General features: G+C 61.7%; 15 protein-coding genes. 10 read left to right on the plus strand and 5 right to left on the minus strand.

Features of this window, described 5'->3' with window-relative positions:
• Positions 1-83: 83 nt before the first annotated feature.
• Positions 84-1,457, plus strand: coding sequence for a hypothetical protein (locus tag OHL14_RS17190; protein ID WP_263380609.1), 1,374 nt, complete (start codon positions 84-86; stop codon positions 1,455-1,457).
• Positions 1,458-1,523: 66 nt separating this feature from the next.
• Here the strand turns inward: OHL14_RS17190 and infC are convergent, their stop codons facing one another.
• Positions 1,524-2,225 carry a translation initiation factor IF-3 gene (gene infC / locus OHL14_RS17195; RefSeq protein WP_263380610.1) on the minus strand — a complete coding sequence of 234 codons (702 nt, stop codon included), beginning with the start codon at positions 2,223-2,225 and terminating at the stop codon, positions 1,524-1,526.
• Positions 2,226-2,482: 257 nt separating this feature from the next.
• On the opposite strand from infC, the gene OHL14_RS17200 reads away from it, so the two are divergent.
• Both OHL14_RS17200 and OHL14_RS17205 read left to right on the plus strand, forming a co-directional pair.
• Positions 2,483-4,180 (plus strand): phospholipase C, encoded by a 1,698-nt coding sequence (locus OHL14_RS17200; RefSeq protein ID WP_263380611.1) that lies wholly within the window; start codon positions 2,483-2,485, stop codon positions 4,178-4,180.
• A 135-nt stretch (positions 4,181-4,315) separates the two neighbouring features.
• The gene (locus OHL14_RS17205) at positions 4,316-5,917 is read left to right on the plus strand and encodes a multicopper oxidase family protein (protein WP_263380612.1); all 1,602 of its coding nucleotides are present in this window, start codon (positions 4,316-4,318) and stop codon (positions 5,915-5,917) included.
• Positions 5,918-5,924: 7 nt separating this feature from the next.
• On the opposite strand, the gene OHL14_RS17210 is transcribed toward OHL14_RS17205, so the two are convergent.
• Entirely contained in the window at positions 5,925-6,326 is a 402-nt protein-coding gene (locus OHL14_RS17210; RefSeq protein ID WP_263380613.1) for a DoxX family membrane protein, read from the minus strand.
• 138 nt (positions 6,327-6,464) lie between these two features.
• On the opposite strand from OHL14_RS17210, the gene OHL14_RS17215 reads away from it, so the two are divergent.
• The 6 genes from OHL14_RS17215 (at position 6,465) to OHL14_RS17240 (ending at position 11,124) form a co-directional block, all read left to right on the plus strand.
• A complete protein-coding gene (locus OHL14_RS17215) occupies positions 6,465-7,271 on the plus strand; it encodes an SDR family NAD(P)-dependent oxidoreductase (protein WP_263380614.1) in 807 nt (268 codons plus the stop codon).
• Between the two features lie 12 nt (positions 7,272-7,283).
• Entirely contained in the window at positions 7,284-8,147 is an 864-nt protein-coding gene (locus OHL14_RS17220) for a hypothetical protein (RefSeq protein WP_263380615.1), read from the plus strand.
• 39 nt (positions 8,148-8,186) lie between these two features.
• Entirely contained in the window at positions 8,187-8,723 is a 537-nt protein-coding gene (fabZ, locus tag OHL14_RS17225; protein ID WP_263380616.1) for a 3-hydroxyacyl-ACP dehydratase FabZ, read from the plus strand.
• Between the two features lie 2 nt (positions 8,724-8,725).
• A complete protein-coding gene (gene lpxA, locus OHL14_RS17230) occupies positions 8,726-9,511 on the plus strand; it encodes an acyl-ACP--UDP-N-acetylglucosamine O-acyltransferase (RefSeq protein ID WP_263380617.1) in 786 nt (261 codons plus the stop codon).
• A gap of 2 nt (positions 9,512-9,513) precedes the next feature.
• Entirely contained in the window at positions 9,514-10,428 is a 915-nt protein-coding gene (locus OHL14_RS17235; RefSeq protein WP_263380618.1) for an LpxI family protein, read from the plus strand.
• Between the two features lie 132 nt (positions 10,429-10,560).
• Positions 10,561-11,124, plus strand: coding sequence for a peroxiredoxin (locus OHL14_RS17240; RefSeq protein WP_263380619.1), 564 nt, complete (start codon positions 10,561-10,563; stop codon positions 11,122-11,124).
• 98 nt (positions 11,125-11,222) lie between these two features.
• On the opposite strand, the gene OHL14_RS17245 is transcribed toward OHL14_RS17240, so the two are convergent.
• The 3 genes from OHL14_RS17245 to OHL14_RS17255 all read right to left on the minus strand — a co-directional run bounded on the left by OHL14_RS17245 (position 11,223) and on the right by OHL14_RS17255 (position 15,419).
• The gene (locus OHL14_RS17245; RefSeq protein WP_263380620.1) at positions 11,223-12,002 is read right to left on the minus strand and encodes a hypothetical protein; all 780 of its coding nucleotides are present in this window, start codon (positions 12,000-12,002) and stop codon (positions 11,223-11,225) included.
• Positions 12,003-12,238: 236 nt separating this feature from the next.
• Positions 12,239-14,041, minus strand: coding sequence for a lytic transglycosylase domain-containing protein (locus tag OHL14_RS17250; protein ID WP_263380621.1), 1,803 nt, complete (start codon positions 14,039-14,041; stop codon positions 12,239-12,241).
• Between the two features lie 154 nt (positions 14,042-14,195).
• The gene (locus OHL14_RS17255) at positions 14,196-15,419 is read right to left on the minus strand and encodes an acyltransferase family protein (protein ID WP_263380622.1); all 1,224 of its coding nucleotides are present in this window, start codon (positions 15,417-15,419) and stop codon (positions 14,196-14,198) included.
• 135 nt (positions 15,420-15,554) lie between these two features.
• Between OHL14_RS17255 and lepA the strand changes: the two genes are divergently transcribed.
• Positions 15,555-17,357 carry a translation elongation factor 4 gene (gene lepA / locus OHL14_RS17260; protein ID WP_263380623.1) on the plus strand — a complete coding sequence of 601 codons (1,803 nt, stop codon included), beginning with the start codon at positions 15,555-15,557 and terminating at the stop codon, positions 17,355-17,357.
• Positions 17,358-17,426: the final 69 nt, after the last annotated feature.

Here is a 17,426-nt window from a genome sequence, read left to right on the forward strand (position 1 = left end):
GCGAACAAAATCGGGTTGACGCTCGTATATCGGATCATCAGAATCAAGCCAAACCTCATCTCTCAGTGAAAGGTTCTTCCCCCGTGCCTGAACTGCCTCCCGGCCCCGCGACTCTAGCCATCGCCGACGACGCCACCTTCGTCGACACTCCCCGCTGGAATGTTCCCACCCGCATCGCCTTTCGCTTCGCCTTCTGCTACTTCGTGCTCTACGCCCTCTGCTGCGGCAATGCGACTCTGTGGGAGGTCATCCCGTTCCACATCGGCGAGCACATCGAAAACTGGCTCGTGTGGCCGTTCAAGCACGGCGCTCAATGGCTCGTGCAGCATCACTCGCACATCCACGGCATCGGCGCGAAGCTCCATGACACCGGCTCAGGCGACACCGTCATCGACTGGACCGCCGCCGGCCTCATGCTCTCCCTCGCGATCACGGCAGCGCTGCTGTGGACGCTGCTCGACCGCCGCAGCCTTGCCTACCCTCGACTCTTCGGCTGGTTCCGCTTCATCCTGCGGCTCACGCTCGCGGTCGCCATGATGGGTTACGGCTTCGCCAAGCTCTATCCCTTCCAGATGGCCCCACCCTCGCTCGCCGTGCTGAACGAGCCCTTCGGCAACCTTTCGCCCATGACCCTCCTCTGGACCATGATTGGCCTCAACCCGCTTTACGAGATGATCTGCGGCGCGGTCGAGGTCGTCTCCGGCCTGCTGATCCTGTTCCGCCGCACCGCTCTCCTCGGCGCTCTGCTCACGGCCTTCGTCGTCTCGAATGTCGTGCTCTACAACTTCTTCTTCGACGTCCCCGTAAAGCTTTACGCCAGCCACCTGTTGCTGATGGCGATAGTCCTCGTGATCCCCGACCTCCGTCCGCTCTTCCAGTTCTTCTGGCAGCACCGGCCAGCTGCACCCACGCTACCGTGGTCGCCCTGGCCCCTTGGCACGACCGGCAAAAAGCGCTTCATCGAGCCCGCCATCCTCGCCCTCGTCCTTTTCTCCGGCGCCATCCTCCCGCTGGTGCAAGGCTGGGGACAATACAAACACATGCGCGCCAACATAAATAAGCCAGCCGACATCACCGGCCAGTGGCACGTCGATTCAGCCACCTTCGCAGGCCAGCCCAAGCCGTTCCTCACCGGCGATGGCCTGCCGCTCACCGACCTCTACTTTGAGCCCAGCGGTCGAGTGATGGCCCGCGCCGCCGACAACGCCCTGTGGCGTGGCGGAGCCGACATCAACGACAAGAAAAAGACCTTCACCCTCTACGTGCAGGCGCACGGCGACGATGGCGTGAACTACTCCTTCACCAAACCCGACTCCACCCATCTGATATTGACGCCCATCAAAGACAGCGCCAAGACCGAGCCCACCCTCAACCTCTCCCGCGTGCCGCTGCCGCAGCACTATCCCCTGCTCGACCGCGGCTTCCATCTTGTCAACGAGTGGGGCCTGGAGCGCTAGATCTCGCCTCAGACAGCACAACGCCCGCGAGAGATTATCGCGGGCGTTGCGCGTTCGATTGAATCGTTACTTCGTCGCGGGCTCAGCAGCGACAGGCGCATCGGTAGCAGCCGGGGCCGGAGTCGCTGCAGCAGCGGCAGGAGCCTCAACCACCGGGCGTGGCGGACGCGGCGGAGCCGGTGCCTGCACTTCAGCCTTCTTCGTCGGCGCAATGATCGCGTGCAACGTGGTGCCTTCCATGCGCGGCATAAACTCCACCGTGCCGGCATCGCCAATGTCCATGATCAGGCGGTTGATGATCTTGTAACCGAGATCGCGGTGAGCCATCTGGCGGCCTTTGAAGCGCAGGCTCGCCTTCACCTTGTCGCCATCGTTCAGGAAGCGCACAGCCTGGTTCTTCTTGGTCTGATAGTCGTGCTCATCTACCGTGACCGAGAACTTCACTTCCTTGATAACGATGACCTTCTGCTTCTTACGGGCAGCGCGATCGCTCTTGTCCTTCTCATACAGGAACTTGCCGTAGTCCTGGATCTTGCAGACCGGCGGTACGGCATTCGGCGAGATCTCGACTAGGTCAAGCGACTTCTCGCGCGCCATCTTCAGCGCCTCGAAAGGCGCCATGACGCCGAGCTGTTCACCGTTCTCGTCGATCACGCGGACTTCGCGTGCGCGGATACGTTCGTTGGTGCGAATAAAGGACTTAGCGGAGCGTTTATCTAACGGTGGAATAAGCAGCCTCCACGGCTCGCCTCCATGGCGGCCATGCATTTCTCAAAATTTGGAGCCCTTGGCGACGCATCGCCAAAACCTGAGCAATCGCGAGTATAGCATTTTCAGGAAAATCAGGACTGACTGCTCTCAAATTGGCCTTAGACGAATCTTTCCCTGCCGCGTCAACTCCCCGCGTTTGGTTACATAAATGTCGTCACCCGGTGAGAATTAACCTCCGGTTCAACGACCGTTCATAGGCCTCGCTTATTCAGTGAGAGGTACTTCCACTCACTTTGCCTCGAGGACGAAACATCATGTTCCGCAAATACTGCGCTGCCACATCCCTAGCTGCCCTCGTTCTCACCGGTTGCGGAGGCACAGGTGTGCTCTCCACGCCCGGCACCGTCACCACCCCGGCCACCGCCGTCGCCGTTGCGCCCTCCACTGCCATCAAGCACGTCGTCGTCATCTACGGTGAGAACATCTCCTTCGACCACTACTTCGGCACCTATCCGAACGCGGCCAACACCGGCGGCACCACCTTCACCGCCGCGGCCGGTACGACGACCCCGAACAACTACATCTCGAACCCCGGCCTGCTGACGGCGAACCCCAACCTCGCCTCGTCCAACGGCAACTCCGCATCGAATCCGTTCCGGTTGACCCCGCAGCAGGCAGCCACGGCCGACCAGGACCACAACTACAACCCTGAGCAGGTTGCGTTCGACAACGGCAAGATGGACATGTTCCCGCTCTCCGTTGGAACAGCTGATACAGCTGCCCTGGCCACCCAGACCGGCTCTTCCAGCAACGCAAGCACGACGGCCCTCACCATGGGCTACTACGACGGCAACACCGTCAGCGCCCTCTGGAACTACGCCCAGCACTACGCGATGAACGACCACTCCTTCGGCGGTACCTTCGGCCCCTCGACCCCCGGCGCTCTCGAACTCGCTGCCGGTCAGACTAACGGCGTCACCTACACCGTCCCCTACGCGAACATCGCCTCCGGCGTCATCCCCGACGGTCAGGGCAGCTACACCGACATCAACGACGAAGACCCTGCTGGCGACGTCTGCTCCTCGGCTACGGCCAACTTCAGCATGACTGGCAAGAACGTCGGCGATCTCATGACCGCTGCCGGCGTCACCTGGGGCTTCTTCGAAGGTGGCTTCAACCTGAGCACCACCAACGCCAACGGCACCACCAACTGCGCGCGAACCACAGCTGCCGTCAACATCCCTGGCAACCCCCTCAAGGCTGACTACATCCCCCACCACCAGCCCTTCCAGTACTGGCCCAGCACCGCCAATCCGCTCCACAACCGTCCCACGGCGGGTGTAGTGGTCGGCGCGAACGATGCCACCGGCGCGAACCACGAGTACGACACCGCCGACTTCAACGCAGCTCTCACCGCGTCCACCCCGACCATGGCCTCCGTCTCGTTCCTCAAGGCACCCGGCTACCAGGATGCCCACGCTGGCTACTCTGACCCCTTGGACGAGCAGACCTTCATCGTGAACGAGATCAACCTCATTCAGAACTCGCCCTTCTGGCAGAACACCGCCATCATCATCGCCTATGACGATTCCGACGGCTGGTATGACCACCTCACCGACATCGTGAATGGCTCCACCAGCAGCTCTGACGCCGCCATCTGCAACAGCACCGTCGCGGGCAGCACAGCTCCGGCAGCCACCTTCGCCGGCCCCAACTCCAACGGCAACCCGGTTCTCGGTCGCTGCGGCAAAGGTCCCCGCCTGCCGCTGCTCGTGATCAGCCCCTACGCCAAGAAGAACTATGTAGACACCACCCTCACCGAGCAGGCGTCGATCACCCGCTTCATCGAGGACATCTTCCTCAGCAGCCAGCGCATCGGTACCGGCTCGTTCGACTCCTCCGCCGGGTCGCTGATGAACATGTTCAACTTCACGCAGACCAACGGCGTTGCCCCCAACCCGAACGTGGTTCTGCTCAACCCCACCACCGGCGCAGTCACGACCGGCAACTAGCTCCACGGGGCGGCCCGCTCGGCGCCCCATTCACAATCGCTTCATCTTCACCACGTAGCCTGAAGGCACGCGCTCTCAACCCAGAGTGCGTGCCTTTTTGCTGCCGCCGAGCCGCCGGAAACGAGACCCACCGCCTTGTCCCCAACCCGCAGACAATTCCTGCTGCAGGTCTCCGCCACCGGAGTCACCGCGCTCGCCGCTCGCAAGCTCCCTGCCAGCACTCTCGCCACGCAGATGACCATGCCTATGGGTGCAGCCGCTCCCAAGGTCCCCATGCTGCACTCGCTCGAGCTCACTCCCTTCGTCGACGAGCTGCCCTTGCCTCAGAAGGCCGTCGCCTCCTCTGGCAAGAGCGGCCAGCACATTCGCATCACCATGCGCGAGATCCACGTCAAGGTGCATCGCGACGTGCCGCCCACCCGCATGTGGAGCTACGGCGACACCGCCCTCGCTCCCCTCATCGAGGCCCGCTCCAACCAGCCCCTGCGCGTCGAGTGGATCAACCATCTGCCCACCAAACACTTCCTGCCCGTCGATTTCAGCCTGCATGGCTGCGGCCACGATGTTCCCGAGGTCCGCGCCTGCGTTCACATGCACGGCGGCAAGAATCCATCGTCTGAAGATGGCTACCCCGAGGACTGGTACGTCCCCGGCAAATCCCGCGTGCAGAACTATCCCTTCCAGCAGGACGCCACCGCTCTTTGGTATCACGACCATGCGATGGGCCTCAACCGCCTCAACGTCTACGCAGGCCTCGTCGGGATGTGCCTGGTGCGCGACGCAGTCGAAGAGACGTTACAGCTCCCCACAGGAAAGTACGAGTTACCTCTCACGCTCTACGATCGCAACTTCACCCGCGACGGCCAGCTGCTTTACCTCGACTCCGGCGATCCGGAGCACCCTTGGGTGCCCGAGTTCTACGGCGATGCCATCCTCATCAACGGCAAGATCCGGCCCTTCGTCCACGTCGAGCCTCGCGTCTACCGCCTCCGCCTTCTCAACGCCGCCAACAGCCGCTTCTTCGCGCTCTCCTTCAGCGAAGGCGTCACCGGCCATCAGATCGGTAGCGACCAGGGCCTGCTCGCCGCCCCTGTGCCGATGCACCAGCTCAACCTCGCTCCCGCCGAGCGCGCCGATATCCTCGTCGACTTTTCGCAGTCCGCTGGTAAGACCGTACACCTCAAGAACGCGGCGCTCGAAGTCCTGCAATTCCGCGTCGCTGCCAAAGCGGAGGCCGGGACATCCTTCGCCTTGCCGAAGACACTGCGCCCTATGGAACGCACGCCCGTCACCTCCGCAACCGTTACGCGCCAAATCACGCTGAACGAGTATGTCGATAAGATTGGCAACTCCATGCTCATGCTGCTGAACCGCAAGCACTGGCACGAGCCCGTCACCGAGACGCCAAAGCTGAACTCGACCGAGATCTGGGAGTTCCTCAACCTCACCGAAGACACGCACCCGATGCACCTGCATCTCGTCCGCTTTCAGGTGCTCGACCGCCAGCTCTTCGACGTCTTCGCCTACCGCAACGACAAAGGCATGCACCCCATCCGCGAGCCGCTACAGCCCGAGCCGAACGAGATGGGCTGGAAGGACGTCGTCCAGTGCCCTCCCGGCATGATCACCCGCATCATCGTCCGCTTCGAGGGCTACCCCGGCAAGTACCTCTACCACTGCCACGTCCTCGAGCACGAAGCCAACGACATGATGCGCCCCTTCGAAGTCATCGCCTGAAAGTCGGCTACACCGTCGGCGTCGCCTTCGTCGTCCAGATCCCCGCAAAGCTCCCTCGATACCCATAGAACAGCACCAGTTCCAGAGCGGTCACGACCAGCCCCGGAATCGCCGCCTTGCCACCGCCCGCGATCAGGTAGCTGACAGCCAGAATGTTCACCGTGATGGGGGCCAGCAGAGCTAGCGCGAACGGTACGGTGCCGCTGTAGAGCACGAGCAGGCCGCCAATGAGCTCCGCGACGCCGATGACCTTGATCCAACCACTGGTAAAGAGCAGAGTAAAGAGGATGGTCTGGGGATCTCCCGGCACCATGACCGGATGCGGAAACAGGCGAAAGAGCTTGTCTGCTCCGGAAGCGATGAACACAACGGCCAGCAGGATACGACAGACGAGGTAGAGATACTTCATGGCGCGACACTCCCAAAGTGTTTGAAGTGGACTTGCTGAAGCGTGCCTAAGACTACCAGCGCTCCTCGCTCCCGTGACAGCAATATCTATGTCGTGCTCCGGCTTGCAAACGCCTCCTCCAGCCGATAGCTTCGACCTATGCAAATCGAAACATCCGCGCCGGGACTCTCCCTGTCGCTCGCTGGCAAAGTCGTCCTCGTCACCGGCGGTTCGCGCGGCATCGGAGCCGCCACCGTCCGCCTCTTCCGTCGCGCAGGCGCACGCGTCGTCTTCAGCTATCGCAGCGCCGCGCAGCAAGCCAACGATCTTGTAGCCGAGTGCGGCGGCACCGACCTCTGCCGCGCCCTCCAGCAGGAACTCGCCAGCGTAGAAGATGGTCAGGCCCTCGTCGCTGCGGCCATCGCCCAGTTCGGCCAGCTCGACGCCCTCATCGTCAACCACGGCATCTGGCCGCCGCACGATCAATCCATCGCCACCATGAGCCTCGACCAGTGGCGCGTCACCCTCGGCATCAACCTCGACAGCGTTTTCGGCCTCGTCCAGGCAGCCACAGGTCACATGCTGAAGCAGCCTGTGACCTCCGGCACGCGCGGCCACATCATCCTCGTCGCCAGCACCGCCGCGCAGCGCGGCGAGGCCTTCCACGCTGACTACGCCGCCAGCAAAGGCGCTCTGCTCTCCTTCACCAAATCCCTCTCCAGCGAACTCGCCCCGCAGGGCATCCTGTGCAACTGCGTCGCCCCCGGCTGGGTCGTCACCGAAATGTCCGCTGGAACCCTCAGCGACCCGATCGCGTCCAAGAAAGCACTGGGACTGATCCCGCTGGGCCGCGCGGCCGACCCCGACGAGATCGCCGGTCCCATCGTCTTTCTCTGCACCCCGTGGGCCGGCTTCATCTCCGGCGAGATCTTCAACGTGAACGGCGGCGCAGTGCTCGTCGGCTAGTCAGGACTTTCCATGCGATTCTCAACCCGTCTCTCCCTCTCCGCCATCGTTGCCGCAACGCTCCTTGCGCCCTTGCAGCAGACACACGCCCAGGCCTCCGCCATCCCCAGCGCCCAGGCCGGCCCCGAATCCCAGCCCGCCAGCGGAGAGACCAGCAAAGGCCGCAAGAAGCTCGACGAGATGGTGCAGGCACTCGGCGGCGACGCGTGGCTCAATCGAGAGGACTGGGCCTTCGAAGGCCGCGCCGCCACCTTCTACAAGGGCTTACCCCACCAGGACGCCCCCCAGTTCGAGGAATACTACCGTGCCAACCCTGTCGGCGAGCGCGTCATCATCATCACCCACTCCGGCCTCTTCATCGCCACCAACCACAAGGACCTCGCCGAGGTCTGGACCAAGGACAACGGCTACGAGATCACGTACCGTGGCTCCCATCCTCTGCCCGAAAAGGACGTCGCCGACTACATGCGCCGTCGCGCCCACTCGCTCGAAACCGTCGTCCACGACTGGCTGAAACGCCCAGACACCCTCATCACCTACGAGGGCACAAATATGGTCGAGCGCCGTCTCGCCGAGCAGGTCAGCGTCGTCACCGCCGACAACGACGCCGTCACCATCGAGCTAGAAGAAGCCACTCATCTCCCTCTCAGCATCAGCTTCCAGTGGCACGATCCCATCTACAAAGACCTCAACCACGACGAGCAGCAGCTCGACGACTACCACCTCGTCCAGGGCATCCAGACGCCCTACTCCATCACCTATCTGCACAACGGCGACATGACGCAGCAGCGCTTCTTCACCAAGATCACCTACAATCAGCACCTTCCTGCCGACCTCTTCGATCCCAACCGACCCCTCATGAAGAGGGTCAAATAACCCGGAGCGATGCGCCAGAGTGATATTCTGAGCCACGCTATGAGTGATCTGTCTCCAGAAGTATCTGCCACACCGCCTCCCTCAAAAACGATGGACATCGTCGAGATCATGTCCATCCTCCCGCACCGCTACCCCTTCCTCCTCATCGACCGCGTCATCGAGATCGAGCGCCATACCCGCGTCGTCGCCATCAAGAACGTCACCATGAACGAGCCGCACTTCACCGGTCACTTCCCCGACTACCCGATCATGCCCGGCGTGCTCCAGGTGGAGGCCATGGCTCAGGCCGGCGGCGCTCTGCTGCTCACCGAGTTCTCCGCCGCCGAGCGCGAAGAAAAACTCATGGTCTTCACCGGCATCGAGTCCGCACGATTCCGCCGCCCCGTCACCCCCGGCGATCAGTTGCGCATCGAGGTCACCGTCCTCAACTGGCGCACCACCATGGTCAAGCTCAAGGGCTCGATCACCGTCGACGGCAAGCTCGTCTCCGACGCCACCTTCACCGCCGCGCTGGTTCCACGCGTGCGTACCCCTAAGTCCGAACCACAGCCCGAACCACAGCCCGAGGCCAAGTAAGCGTGAGCATCCACCCCACCGCCATCATCGCTGAAGGTGCTGTCATTCCGGCGAGCTGCACCGTTGGGCCGTTCTGCACCATCGGTACGAACGTGGTGCTCGGCGAAGACTGCGAGCTCGTCTCGCACGTCGTCCTCGACGGCCACACCACCTTCGGCAAGGGCAACAAGGTCTACTCCTTCACCTGCATCGGCATCTCCCCGCAGGACCTCAAGTACGCAGGCGAACCGACCCGCGTACAGATCGGCGATAACAACTCCATCCGCGAGTACGTCACCATCTCACGCGGCACCACCGGCGGCGGAGGCCTTACAAAGATCGGCTCCGACAACCTCATCATGGCCTACGTCCACATCGGCCACGACTCGGTCATCGGCAGCGGTTGCATCCTGCCCAACGGTGCCACCCTCGCCGGCCACGTCACCGTCGAGGACTTCGCCACGCTGAGCGCCAATGCTCCCGTGCATCAGTTCTGCACCATCGGCAGGTACGCCTACATCGGCGGAGGCACCACAATCACGCAAGACGTGCTGCCCTACTCGCTCACATCCATCGAGCGCAACAACCATGCCTACGGCATCAACAAGGTCGGCCTCGCGCGCAAGGGCTTCACCCCGGAAGAACTCCGCGAGCTCGCAACCGCGATGCGCCTGCTCACCAGCGGCAAGCGCAACACCACCCAGGCCCTCGCCGAAATCAACGACATGCTCGCATCCGGCGACGCAGGCGACCACGTCCGCTACCTCGCGGACTTCGTAGCCAAAAGCGAACGCGGCGTGATCAAATAACGATGGTCGACAGCGCGCGTATCCTCGGCCTCATCGCAGGCAACGGCCGCTTCCCGTTCCTGCTCCTCGACGCCGCGCGCGCTCACGGCCTCCGCGTCGTCGTCGCCGCCATCAAGGAAGAGACCTCACCCGAGATCGACACCCTCGCCTCCGCCGACCCCGAACATATCCGCGTTCACTGGCTCTCTCTCGGTGAACTCTCCCGCCTCATCGAAACCTTTCAGCGCGAAGGCGTTACCCGTGCCGTGATGGCGGGTCAGGTCAAGCACAAGCAGATCTTCTCCAGCATCCGTCCCGACTGGCGCCTCGCCAAGCTGCTCCTCAACCTTCGCACCCGCAACACCGACATGCTGCTCGGCGCCGTCGCCAAGGTCCTCGAAGACGAAGGCATCACCCTGCTCTCGTCCACTGCCTTCCTCGAGCCCATGCTCGCCCCCGCTGGCACGCTCACTGCACGGCCGCCCGACGCCACCGAGCTCGCCGACATCGACTACGGCCTCCGCGTCGCCCGCTGCATCGCTGGCTTCGACCTCGGCCAGACCGTCGTCATCGCCGCAGGTGCTTGCGTCGCCGTCGAAGCCATGGAAGGCACCGACGCCACGATCTTGAGAGCGGGTGAACTGCTGCGAGCTGGCGAACTCTTCCGCACACTCGATGTTCCCGGAGAAGCAGCCGACGCCAGCACCCTCGCCCGCCGCCTCACCGTCGTCAAGGTCGCCAAGCCCAAGCAGGACATGCGCTTCGATGTCCCCGTCGTCGGCGTTCCCACCATCGAAACCATGCGCTCCGCCGGAGCTACCTGCCTCTGCATCGAAGCCGGACGAACCCTGCTCTTCGACCGCGAAGCGATGATTGAAGCCGCAGACGCAGCAGGCATTGCCATCGTTGGCGACACCACAATTCCCGCCTCCACATAGCACTTCCCTCTGCCCAACCTCACAATCCCGGCGTAGGATTAGAGTCGGCGACGCGGCCTTCGCGAATCTGCCTCCGGCATTCGCCGACAGTTTTCCCACCAGCAGCACCCAACAGATCCGACGGAGACTTCGATGACACGTAACAAACTCTTTGCGTTCAGCCTCACCGGTGCGCTTGTCTGCGCGCTCGGCCTCGCCACCGCCCACATCGCCCGCGCCGCGGCTCCGGCTGCCGATATGCCCATCCTCGGCTCCGCCGCGCCCAACTTCACCCTGCCCTCGCAGGAAGACAAGATGGTCTCGCTCTCTGACTACAAAGGCAAATGGGTCGTCCTCTACTTCTACCCCAAGGACATGACCTCCGGCTGCACCATCGAAGCCCACAACTTCCAGCGCGATCTTCCTAAGTACGACGCCGCCAACGCCGTCGTCCTCGGCGTCTCGTTCGATACCGTCGAGAGCCACAAGACCTTCTGCACTAAGGACTCCCTCACCTTCAAGCTGCTCGCCGATCCTGACCACAAGGCTATCGATGCCTACGGCGTTCCCTTTAAGGGCATGGGCGACATGCACTACGCCGCTCGCACCACCTTCCTCATCTCCCCTAGTGGCAAGGTCGTCAAGGAGTGGGACGTGAAGGACATCCCCAACCACAGCACCGAAGTCCTCGCCACCATCGACTCCATGAAGAAGTAATCAATCTGCCGAGACCTCATCGGCAGACGCAAAAATGCCCGGACCTCCTAGGAGGCTCGGGCATTTTTGCTTGCCTTGGTTGTGGTTAGAAAGAAGAACTACTTCTTAGCAGGAGCCTTCTTGACGGCCTTCTTAACAGCCTTCTTGACGGCCTTCTTCGCAGGAGCCTTCTTGGCAACTGCCTTCTTGGCGGGTGCCTTCTTGGCAACTACCTTCTTCGCAACTGCCTTCTTCACTGCCTTCTTTGCGGGAGCCTTCTTTACTGCCTTCTTAGTTGCCACGGTCGTACCTCTCATAGTTGATTTTTTACTGCTGGTGCCCTTGTTGCCGACCACCTTCTTAGGGGCAGTCTTACCGCCGCGCAGAGCACCGGACTTCTTCGCGGCAGAACTTGAAATCTTTTTACCCGCAGCTTTCTTGACGGCCTTCTTTGCCAAGGCCTTCTTCGCGGGTGCCTTCTTTGCCACAGCCTTCACTGCCTTCTTCGCTACCGCCTTCTTCGCGGGAGCCTTCTTGGCAGGCGCTGCCTTCTTCGCAACAACTTTCTTTGCGACAACCTTCTTCGCAACAGCCTTCTTCGCCGGTGCCTTCTTCGTTGCAGCCTTCTTCACAGCCGCAGGAGCCACAGGCTCGGGCGCCACAGCTGGCTCCGGAACAGAAGAAAGATGCGTCGGCGGCTCGTACGGCTCCACCGGCGTCGACGGAGCAGCGTACACTTCAGCCTCTTCCGCATGAGTATCCGGGGCTACCGAAGACTCCTCTTCTTCCTCGTCCTCATCGTCGAGGTCTTCGTCGTCCACATCGTTGGCGTCGTCATCGAACGCATCGTCGTCGAAACCAGCAGCGTACATCTTGATCGTCTCTTCGTCGTGAAACATGAATGATCTCTCCGAACTTGCTAGCGTTTCAATCCTGCGCTTCGTTGATGTGGAACTCTTACTCTCTCATCTGTGTGATGCGTTGCTTGGACAACACGCAGATCACACATGGACGATAGTGACAGAATTACGCTCCACAGGTGGAAATAGCAAGCATCTTTTTTGGTGCAACACGAAAATTTTGCAGTAGTGAACTTTGCCTCACGATCTCTTCGTCACTCTCTTCGCAAAACACTTCAGCGTCTTCTCTTCTTTGTAGGTGCGCTCGACCTCTTCGCCGGTGCATTCTTGCCGTGAACAGCATGCGCACTTGCATGCGATTCACGCGTGCTGCGACCACCGCGTGCCGATGCATAGCCCTTCGTGTGACCATGCTTGCCACGGGCTGCGCGACTTGTCGGAGCCAGTCGAATCGGCTCGGCCACATACAGCGATCGACCCGGTGCCACGCGGCTCGAACTCAACTTGTTCCACTCGCGCAGCTGCTCTACCGTCACACCAAAACGGTCCGCCACCGTGACCAGCGTATCGCTGCGACGCATCGTGTAACGTACCTGTCCATGCGACGAAGAAGCCGCGGCCACCGGGATCACCAGCTCGTCACCCTCTTCAATCGGATGCTCCGCCTTCAACTCGTTGAACTCTGAAATCTCGCTCGGTCGCGAATGCATCGCAGCCGCGATCTCATCCAGCGTCTCGCCAGGCTTCACCACATGGAAACGCCAGCTCGCACGATTGCGCTCCGGAATGTTCTGCAGCCGATCCAGATACTCCGCCTTCGTGCCGGTCGGAATGTGGAGGTCGAAGCTCATGTCCGTCGGCGTCGCCAGCCGCAGTAGCGCAGGATTCAACGCCACCACGTCCGCGACCGTCGAATCCGTCAGGTCTGCCACCAGTCGCAGATCTATCGAGTATTCCGTCGTCACCGTGTCGAACTTCACCGGCGCATCGTAGTTCAAATCCGTCAGCCCATACTGCTTCGGGTTCTTCGCCATGATGATTGCCGCGATCACGCTCGGGATATACGCCTTCGTCTCCGCAGGTAACCCGCCATGCCGATAGATCTCCCAGTAGTCCGCATACCCCGTGCGGCTCACGATATGCTGCACCCGTCCCGGACCCCAGTCATACGCCGCCATCGCCAGGTACCAGTCTCCAAAGAGCTCGTACAACGTCTTCATGTACTTCGCATACGCAATTGTCGACTTCTCCGGATCGAACCGCTCGTCGAAGTACCCGTTCTTCGACAGGCCGTAGCTCTGCACAAACGGCATGAACTGCCACATGCCACCCGCTCCGCTGCCACGGTTCAACGCCTGCGGCTGGAATCCCGACTCCGTCACCGCCTGGTAGATCAAATCCTGCGGTACCCCGTTATCGCGCAGGATCTTCGAGATCATGTCTTTATACTTGCCCGCGCGCTCCAGCGAATGCACCAGGTGAGCTCGCAGTGCCGGCTTGTTGCTGTACGCATCGATCCAGCCTGCAACGTAGTCGTTCACCACCAGTGGAAGATCCGACGTCGTCGTCTTCAATTCCGCTGTCACCTTGCCGAGCAGCGCCGGGTCGGGCGCAAACGTCACCTCGTCCGCAGCGTCGACAGGCGCCGCTTCAAGCGCGGGCGAGAATCCGTTCCCCTGCCGCAGCGCCAGCAGCTCCAGCGAGTTGATGCTCGACAGCAGTCGCTCAAACTCATCCGATAGCTGCGGGTCGCTCTTCAGATCGAAGCCGCTCGACAGCATCATGTCCACGGCAGCATCAAAATCCTGCCGCGCTGCCTCCAGATGATTGGCGTTGTAGTTGTCCAGGCCCGACCGATAGCTCGCCTCGGCCTTCGTAATCAGGTCCTGCACCTTCTGCGCGTACTGCGCCGCAGCTTCTTGCTGGGCAGCTTCACTGCTCGCAGCCACCCCATTCGCAGCCGCACCACTCTTCGCCCCGATGCTCTGCTGCGGCCGTGCGGAAAGATCGCTATAAAAACGTTCTGCGCGCGCCGCCGTCGACCACAACGGAGCACAGATCGCCGCGGCAAAAACCATTGCCGCGACTCCCGGCCGGGGCCCGCTATGCTGCTCAGAAAAACTTGGTTTGCGTCTCGACATCAACCCTCTCATTGTACGGGCTGATCGTCGTTAACCCGCATCGCGCTGCTTTGATTCGCAATCGATTCACGAACCATGCGCGGCTCCTGCTTCACGTCGTTCCATCGATCGCGGCCCCGTTCTGGAACAGCATCTCGGTCTCACGCGCAGCCATCGTGCCTCGCTCCTCGCTGTAGCGGAAGCGTCCCTTCCTGCGCAGAAATCGCCTCTCAACAAACTCGTAGCACAGCACCGACACACCGAAGCACCACGCCACATAGCCGACAAACATCGCCACGCTCACCACGTCATACGCCAACGCTCCACTGCATCGCCCCTGCAGCCGCGCCACTGTCTCCAGGTACCACGGTCGCGCGATCAGATGAATCAGGTACAGCCCGTAGCTATACCTGCCCAGCGTCCGCAACATCTGCTGATTGCATCCGCGTGCCACCAGCGTCTCGCTCCTCGCAGCCAGCCCCACGACTGCCGCGAACAGTACCGCTGCCGATCCATACCCGTACTTCACCATCGGCGCACTAAACATCGACCCATGCCCCGCAACCGCAAAGCTCGTCACCACACCCAAAGCCCCTGCAGCCATCGCCGCATACAGCCACGCAGCGCTCAGCCGTGCAACTCCCTCCCGACTGCGCAGCACCACCGCCACCGCTCCGCCCAGCAGCAACCCATCCAGCCGCATCGGCAGCTCAAAATACGGAGTCCCCAACGCAAAGCTGCCCGCATGCGCCACGGCAACAAACCTGAGCCCTACCGAAAGCATCACCCCGGCTCCACATAGCCACAGCACCCGCGCTCTCGTTCGCGCCAGAAACATCGCCAGCGGCCACAGCAGATAAAACTGTTCCTCTACCGCCAGCGACCACAGATGCGACACATCCAGCCTCGGTACGACCCCGATCGGAAGCCCCATATCGCGCACGATATTGCTGGCATACACGAAGTACGGCACCGCCCACACCGTCAGCCGCCCACCCATCGCAGCATTCAGCGCAATCACCATCGCCACCACCACTCCATAGAGAGGGATCAGCCGCAACGCTCGCCTTGCATAGAAGACGCGAAAGAATCCTTTTTGCCCCAGGGTGTCATATAAAACACCTGTAATCAGGAACCCCGAAAGCACGAAGAACAGGTCCACCCCAAGCCACAGCGTCGCGCACACCATCGCCACCGGATGCCCGCCAGGAAACGGGCACAGATGGTGACACAACACCATCAGCGCGGCAAGACCGCGCAGGCCATCCAGGCTGCCGAGGCGACGCCTGTGGTTCAACGTTCGTCCACTTCCAGGCCCGTCCTCAATGGTTGCCACGCGCACCTTCTTCTCTACGTACTCAGTACAGCGCATCGGCAGAGTAGCACGTCCGCATTAGCCCGTCCCTGCCTCCTTAGCGGTGTTAGCCTAAGAGTTCAAGGATTTTTCCCTCCGGACCCAAGAAAACAAAGCATGGACCCCAAGTACATCCGCAACTTCGCGATCATCGCGCACATCGATCACGGCAAATCCACCCTCTCCGATCGTCTCCTCGAGATAACCGGCTCACTCACCCAGCGCGAGATGCAGGCCCAGGTCCTCGACGCCATGGACCTCGAGCGCGAGCGTGGCATCACCATCAAGGCCCACACCGTCCGCATGATGTACAAGGCCTCCGACGGCCACAACTATCAGCTGAACCTCATCGACACCCCCGGCCACGTCGACTTCAGCTACGAAGTCTCCCGCTCCCTCGCCTCCTGCGAAGGCGCTCTCCTCGTCGTCGATGCCAGCCAGGGCGTGGAGGCCCAGACCCTCGCCAACGCCTACCTCGCCATCTCCAACGGCCTCGAAATCATCCCCGTCATCAACAAAATCGATCTTCCCTCCGCGGACATCGAGCGCACCAAGGCGATGATCGAAAAATCCGTGGGTCTACCCGCCGACGACGCCGTCTGCGTCTCCGCCAAGACCGGCCTCAACGTCGCCGACATCCTCGAAGCCGTCGTGCATCTCGTGCCGCAGCCCAAGGGCGACCCCGAAGCTCCTCTCCAGGCCCTCATCTTCGATAGCTGGTTCGACGCCTACAAGGGCGTCATCATCCTCGCCCGCATCATCAATGGCCGCCTGCGCAGAGGCGACAAGATCAAGGTGATGTCCAACAATCGCCAGTTCGAAGTCGACAGCCTCGGCGTCATGACGCCCAAGCCCATCGTCCTCGAGGAGCTCTCCGCCGGCGAAGTCGGCTTCTTCGTCGCCACCATCAAGAACGTGGCCGACACCAAGGTCGGCGACACCATCACCCACGTGGACCGCCCCTGCGCCGACGCGCTCCCCGGCTTCGAAGACATCAAGTCCATGGTCTTCGCCGGGCTCTACACCGTCGATTCGCACGCCCACGGCATGTTGCGCGACGCTCTCGAAAAGCTGCGCCTCAACGACGCCAGCTTCAACTTCGAGCCCGAATCCTCGGTCGCCCTCGGCTTCGGCTTCCGCTGCGGCTTCCTCGGCCTGCTTCACCTCGAAATCATCCAGGAACGCCTCGAGCGCGAATACGATCTCGACCTCATCATCACCGCCCCCGGCGTGCAGTACAACATCACCATGACCGACGGCACCGTCCTCACCGTCGACAATCCCTCGCGCTGGCCCGACCCCACCGAAATCGAAGCCATCGAAGAGCCCGTCATCATCGCCAAGATCCTCACCAACGAGGAGTACGTCGGCAACATCCTCAAGCTCGTCGAAGACAAGCGCGGCCGCCAGCAGAACATCGAATACGTCTCCGAGACCCGCGTCATGCTCACCTACGAGCTCCCGCTGAACGAGATCGTCCTCGACTTCTATGACCGCCTCAAGTCCGTCAGCCGCGGCTACGCCTCGCTCGACTACCACCTCTCCGGCACCTGGATCTCGCCCATGGTGAAGATGGACATCCTCATCGGCGGCGACCCCGTCGACGCGCTCTCCCTCATCGTTCACCGCGACTCCGCCTACGATCGCGGCAAGGTCCTCGTTGAAAAGATGCGCGAACTCATCCCCCGCCAGATGTTCGAGGTTGCCATCCAGGCCGCCATCGGCTCCAAGATCATCGCTCGCTCGACCGTCACGGCCATCCGCAAGAACGTCATCGCCAAGTGCTACGGCGGCGACATCTCGCGTAAGAAGAAGCTGCTCGACAAGCAAAAAGAAGGCAAGAAGCGGATGAAGCGCATCGGCAAGGTCGACATCCCGCAGGAAGCCTTCCTCGCCGTCCTCAAGGTCGGCGAAGAGTAGTCAACGAACGCCAGCTGAAAGTCGACCACCCGCAAAATCACGGTGCAACTTAAGCTGGCGTTCATGTCC

The organism is Granulicella paludicola (assembly GCF_025685545.1).
Lineage (GTDB): Bacteria > Acidobacteriota > Terriglobia > Terriglobales > Acidobacteriaceae > Granulicella > Granulicella paludicola.

Bases quoted from the DNA above. Each gene is read 5' to 3' on its own strand.
- OHL14_RS17235 (WP_263380618.1), top strand. From the start codon at position 9,514: ATGGTCGACAGCGCGCGTATCCTCGGCCTCATCGCAGGCAACGGCCGC.
- OHL14_RS17215 (WP_263380614.1), top strand. From the start codon at position 6,465: ATGCAAATCGAAACATCCGCGCCGGGACTCTCCCTGTCGCTCGCTGGC.
- infC (WP_263380610.1), bottom strand. From the start codon at position 2,225: ATGCATGGCCGCCATGGAGGCGAGCCGTGGAGGCTGCTTATTCCACCG.
- OHL14_RS17220 (WP_263380615.1), top strand. From the start codon at position 7,284: ATGCGATTCTCAACCCGTCTCTCCCTCTCCGCCATCGTTGCCGCAACG.
- fabZ (WP_263380616.1), top strand. From the start codon at position 8,187: ATGAGTGATCTGTCTCCAGAAGTATCTGCCACACCGCCTCCCTCAAAA.
- OHL14_RS17210 (WP_263380613.1), bottom strand. From the start codon at position 6,326: ATGAAGTATCTCTACCTCGTCTGTCGTATCCTGCTGGCCGTTGTGTTC.
- OHL14_RS17250 (WP_263380621.1), bottom strand. From the start codon at position 14,041: ATGGTTTTTGCCGCGGCGATCTGTGCTCCGTTGTGGTCGACGGCGGCG.
- OHL14_RS17245 (WP_263380620.1), bottom strand. From the start codon at position 12,002: ATGTTTCACGACGAAGAGACGATCAAGATGTACGCTGCTGGTTTCGAC.
- OHL14_RS17200 (WP_263380611.1), top strand. From the start codon at position 2,483: ATGTTCCGCAAATACTGCGCTGCCACATCCCTAGCTGCCCTCGTTCTC.
- OHL14_RS17240 (WP_263380619.1), top strand. From the start codon at position 10,561: ATGACACGTAACAAACTCTTTGCGTTCAGCCTCACCGGTGCGCTTGTC.
- lepA (WP_263380623.1), top strand. From the start codon at position 15,555: ATGGACCCCAAGTACATCCGCAACTTCGCGATCATCGCGCACATCGAT.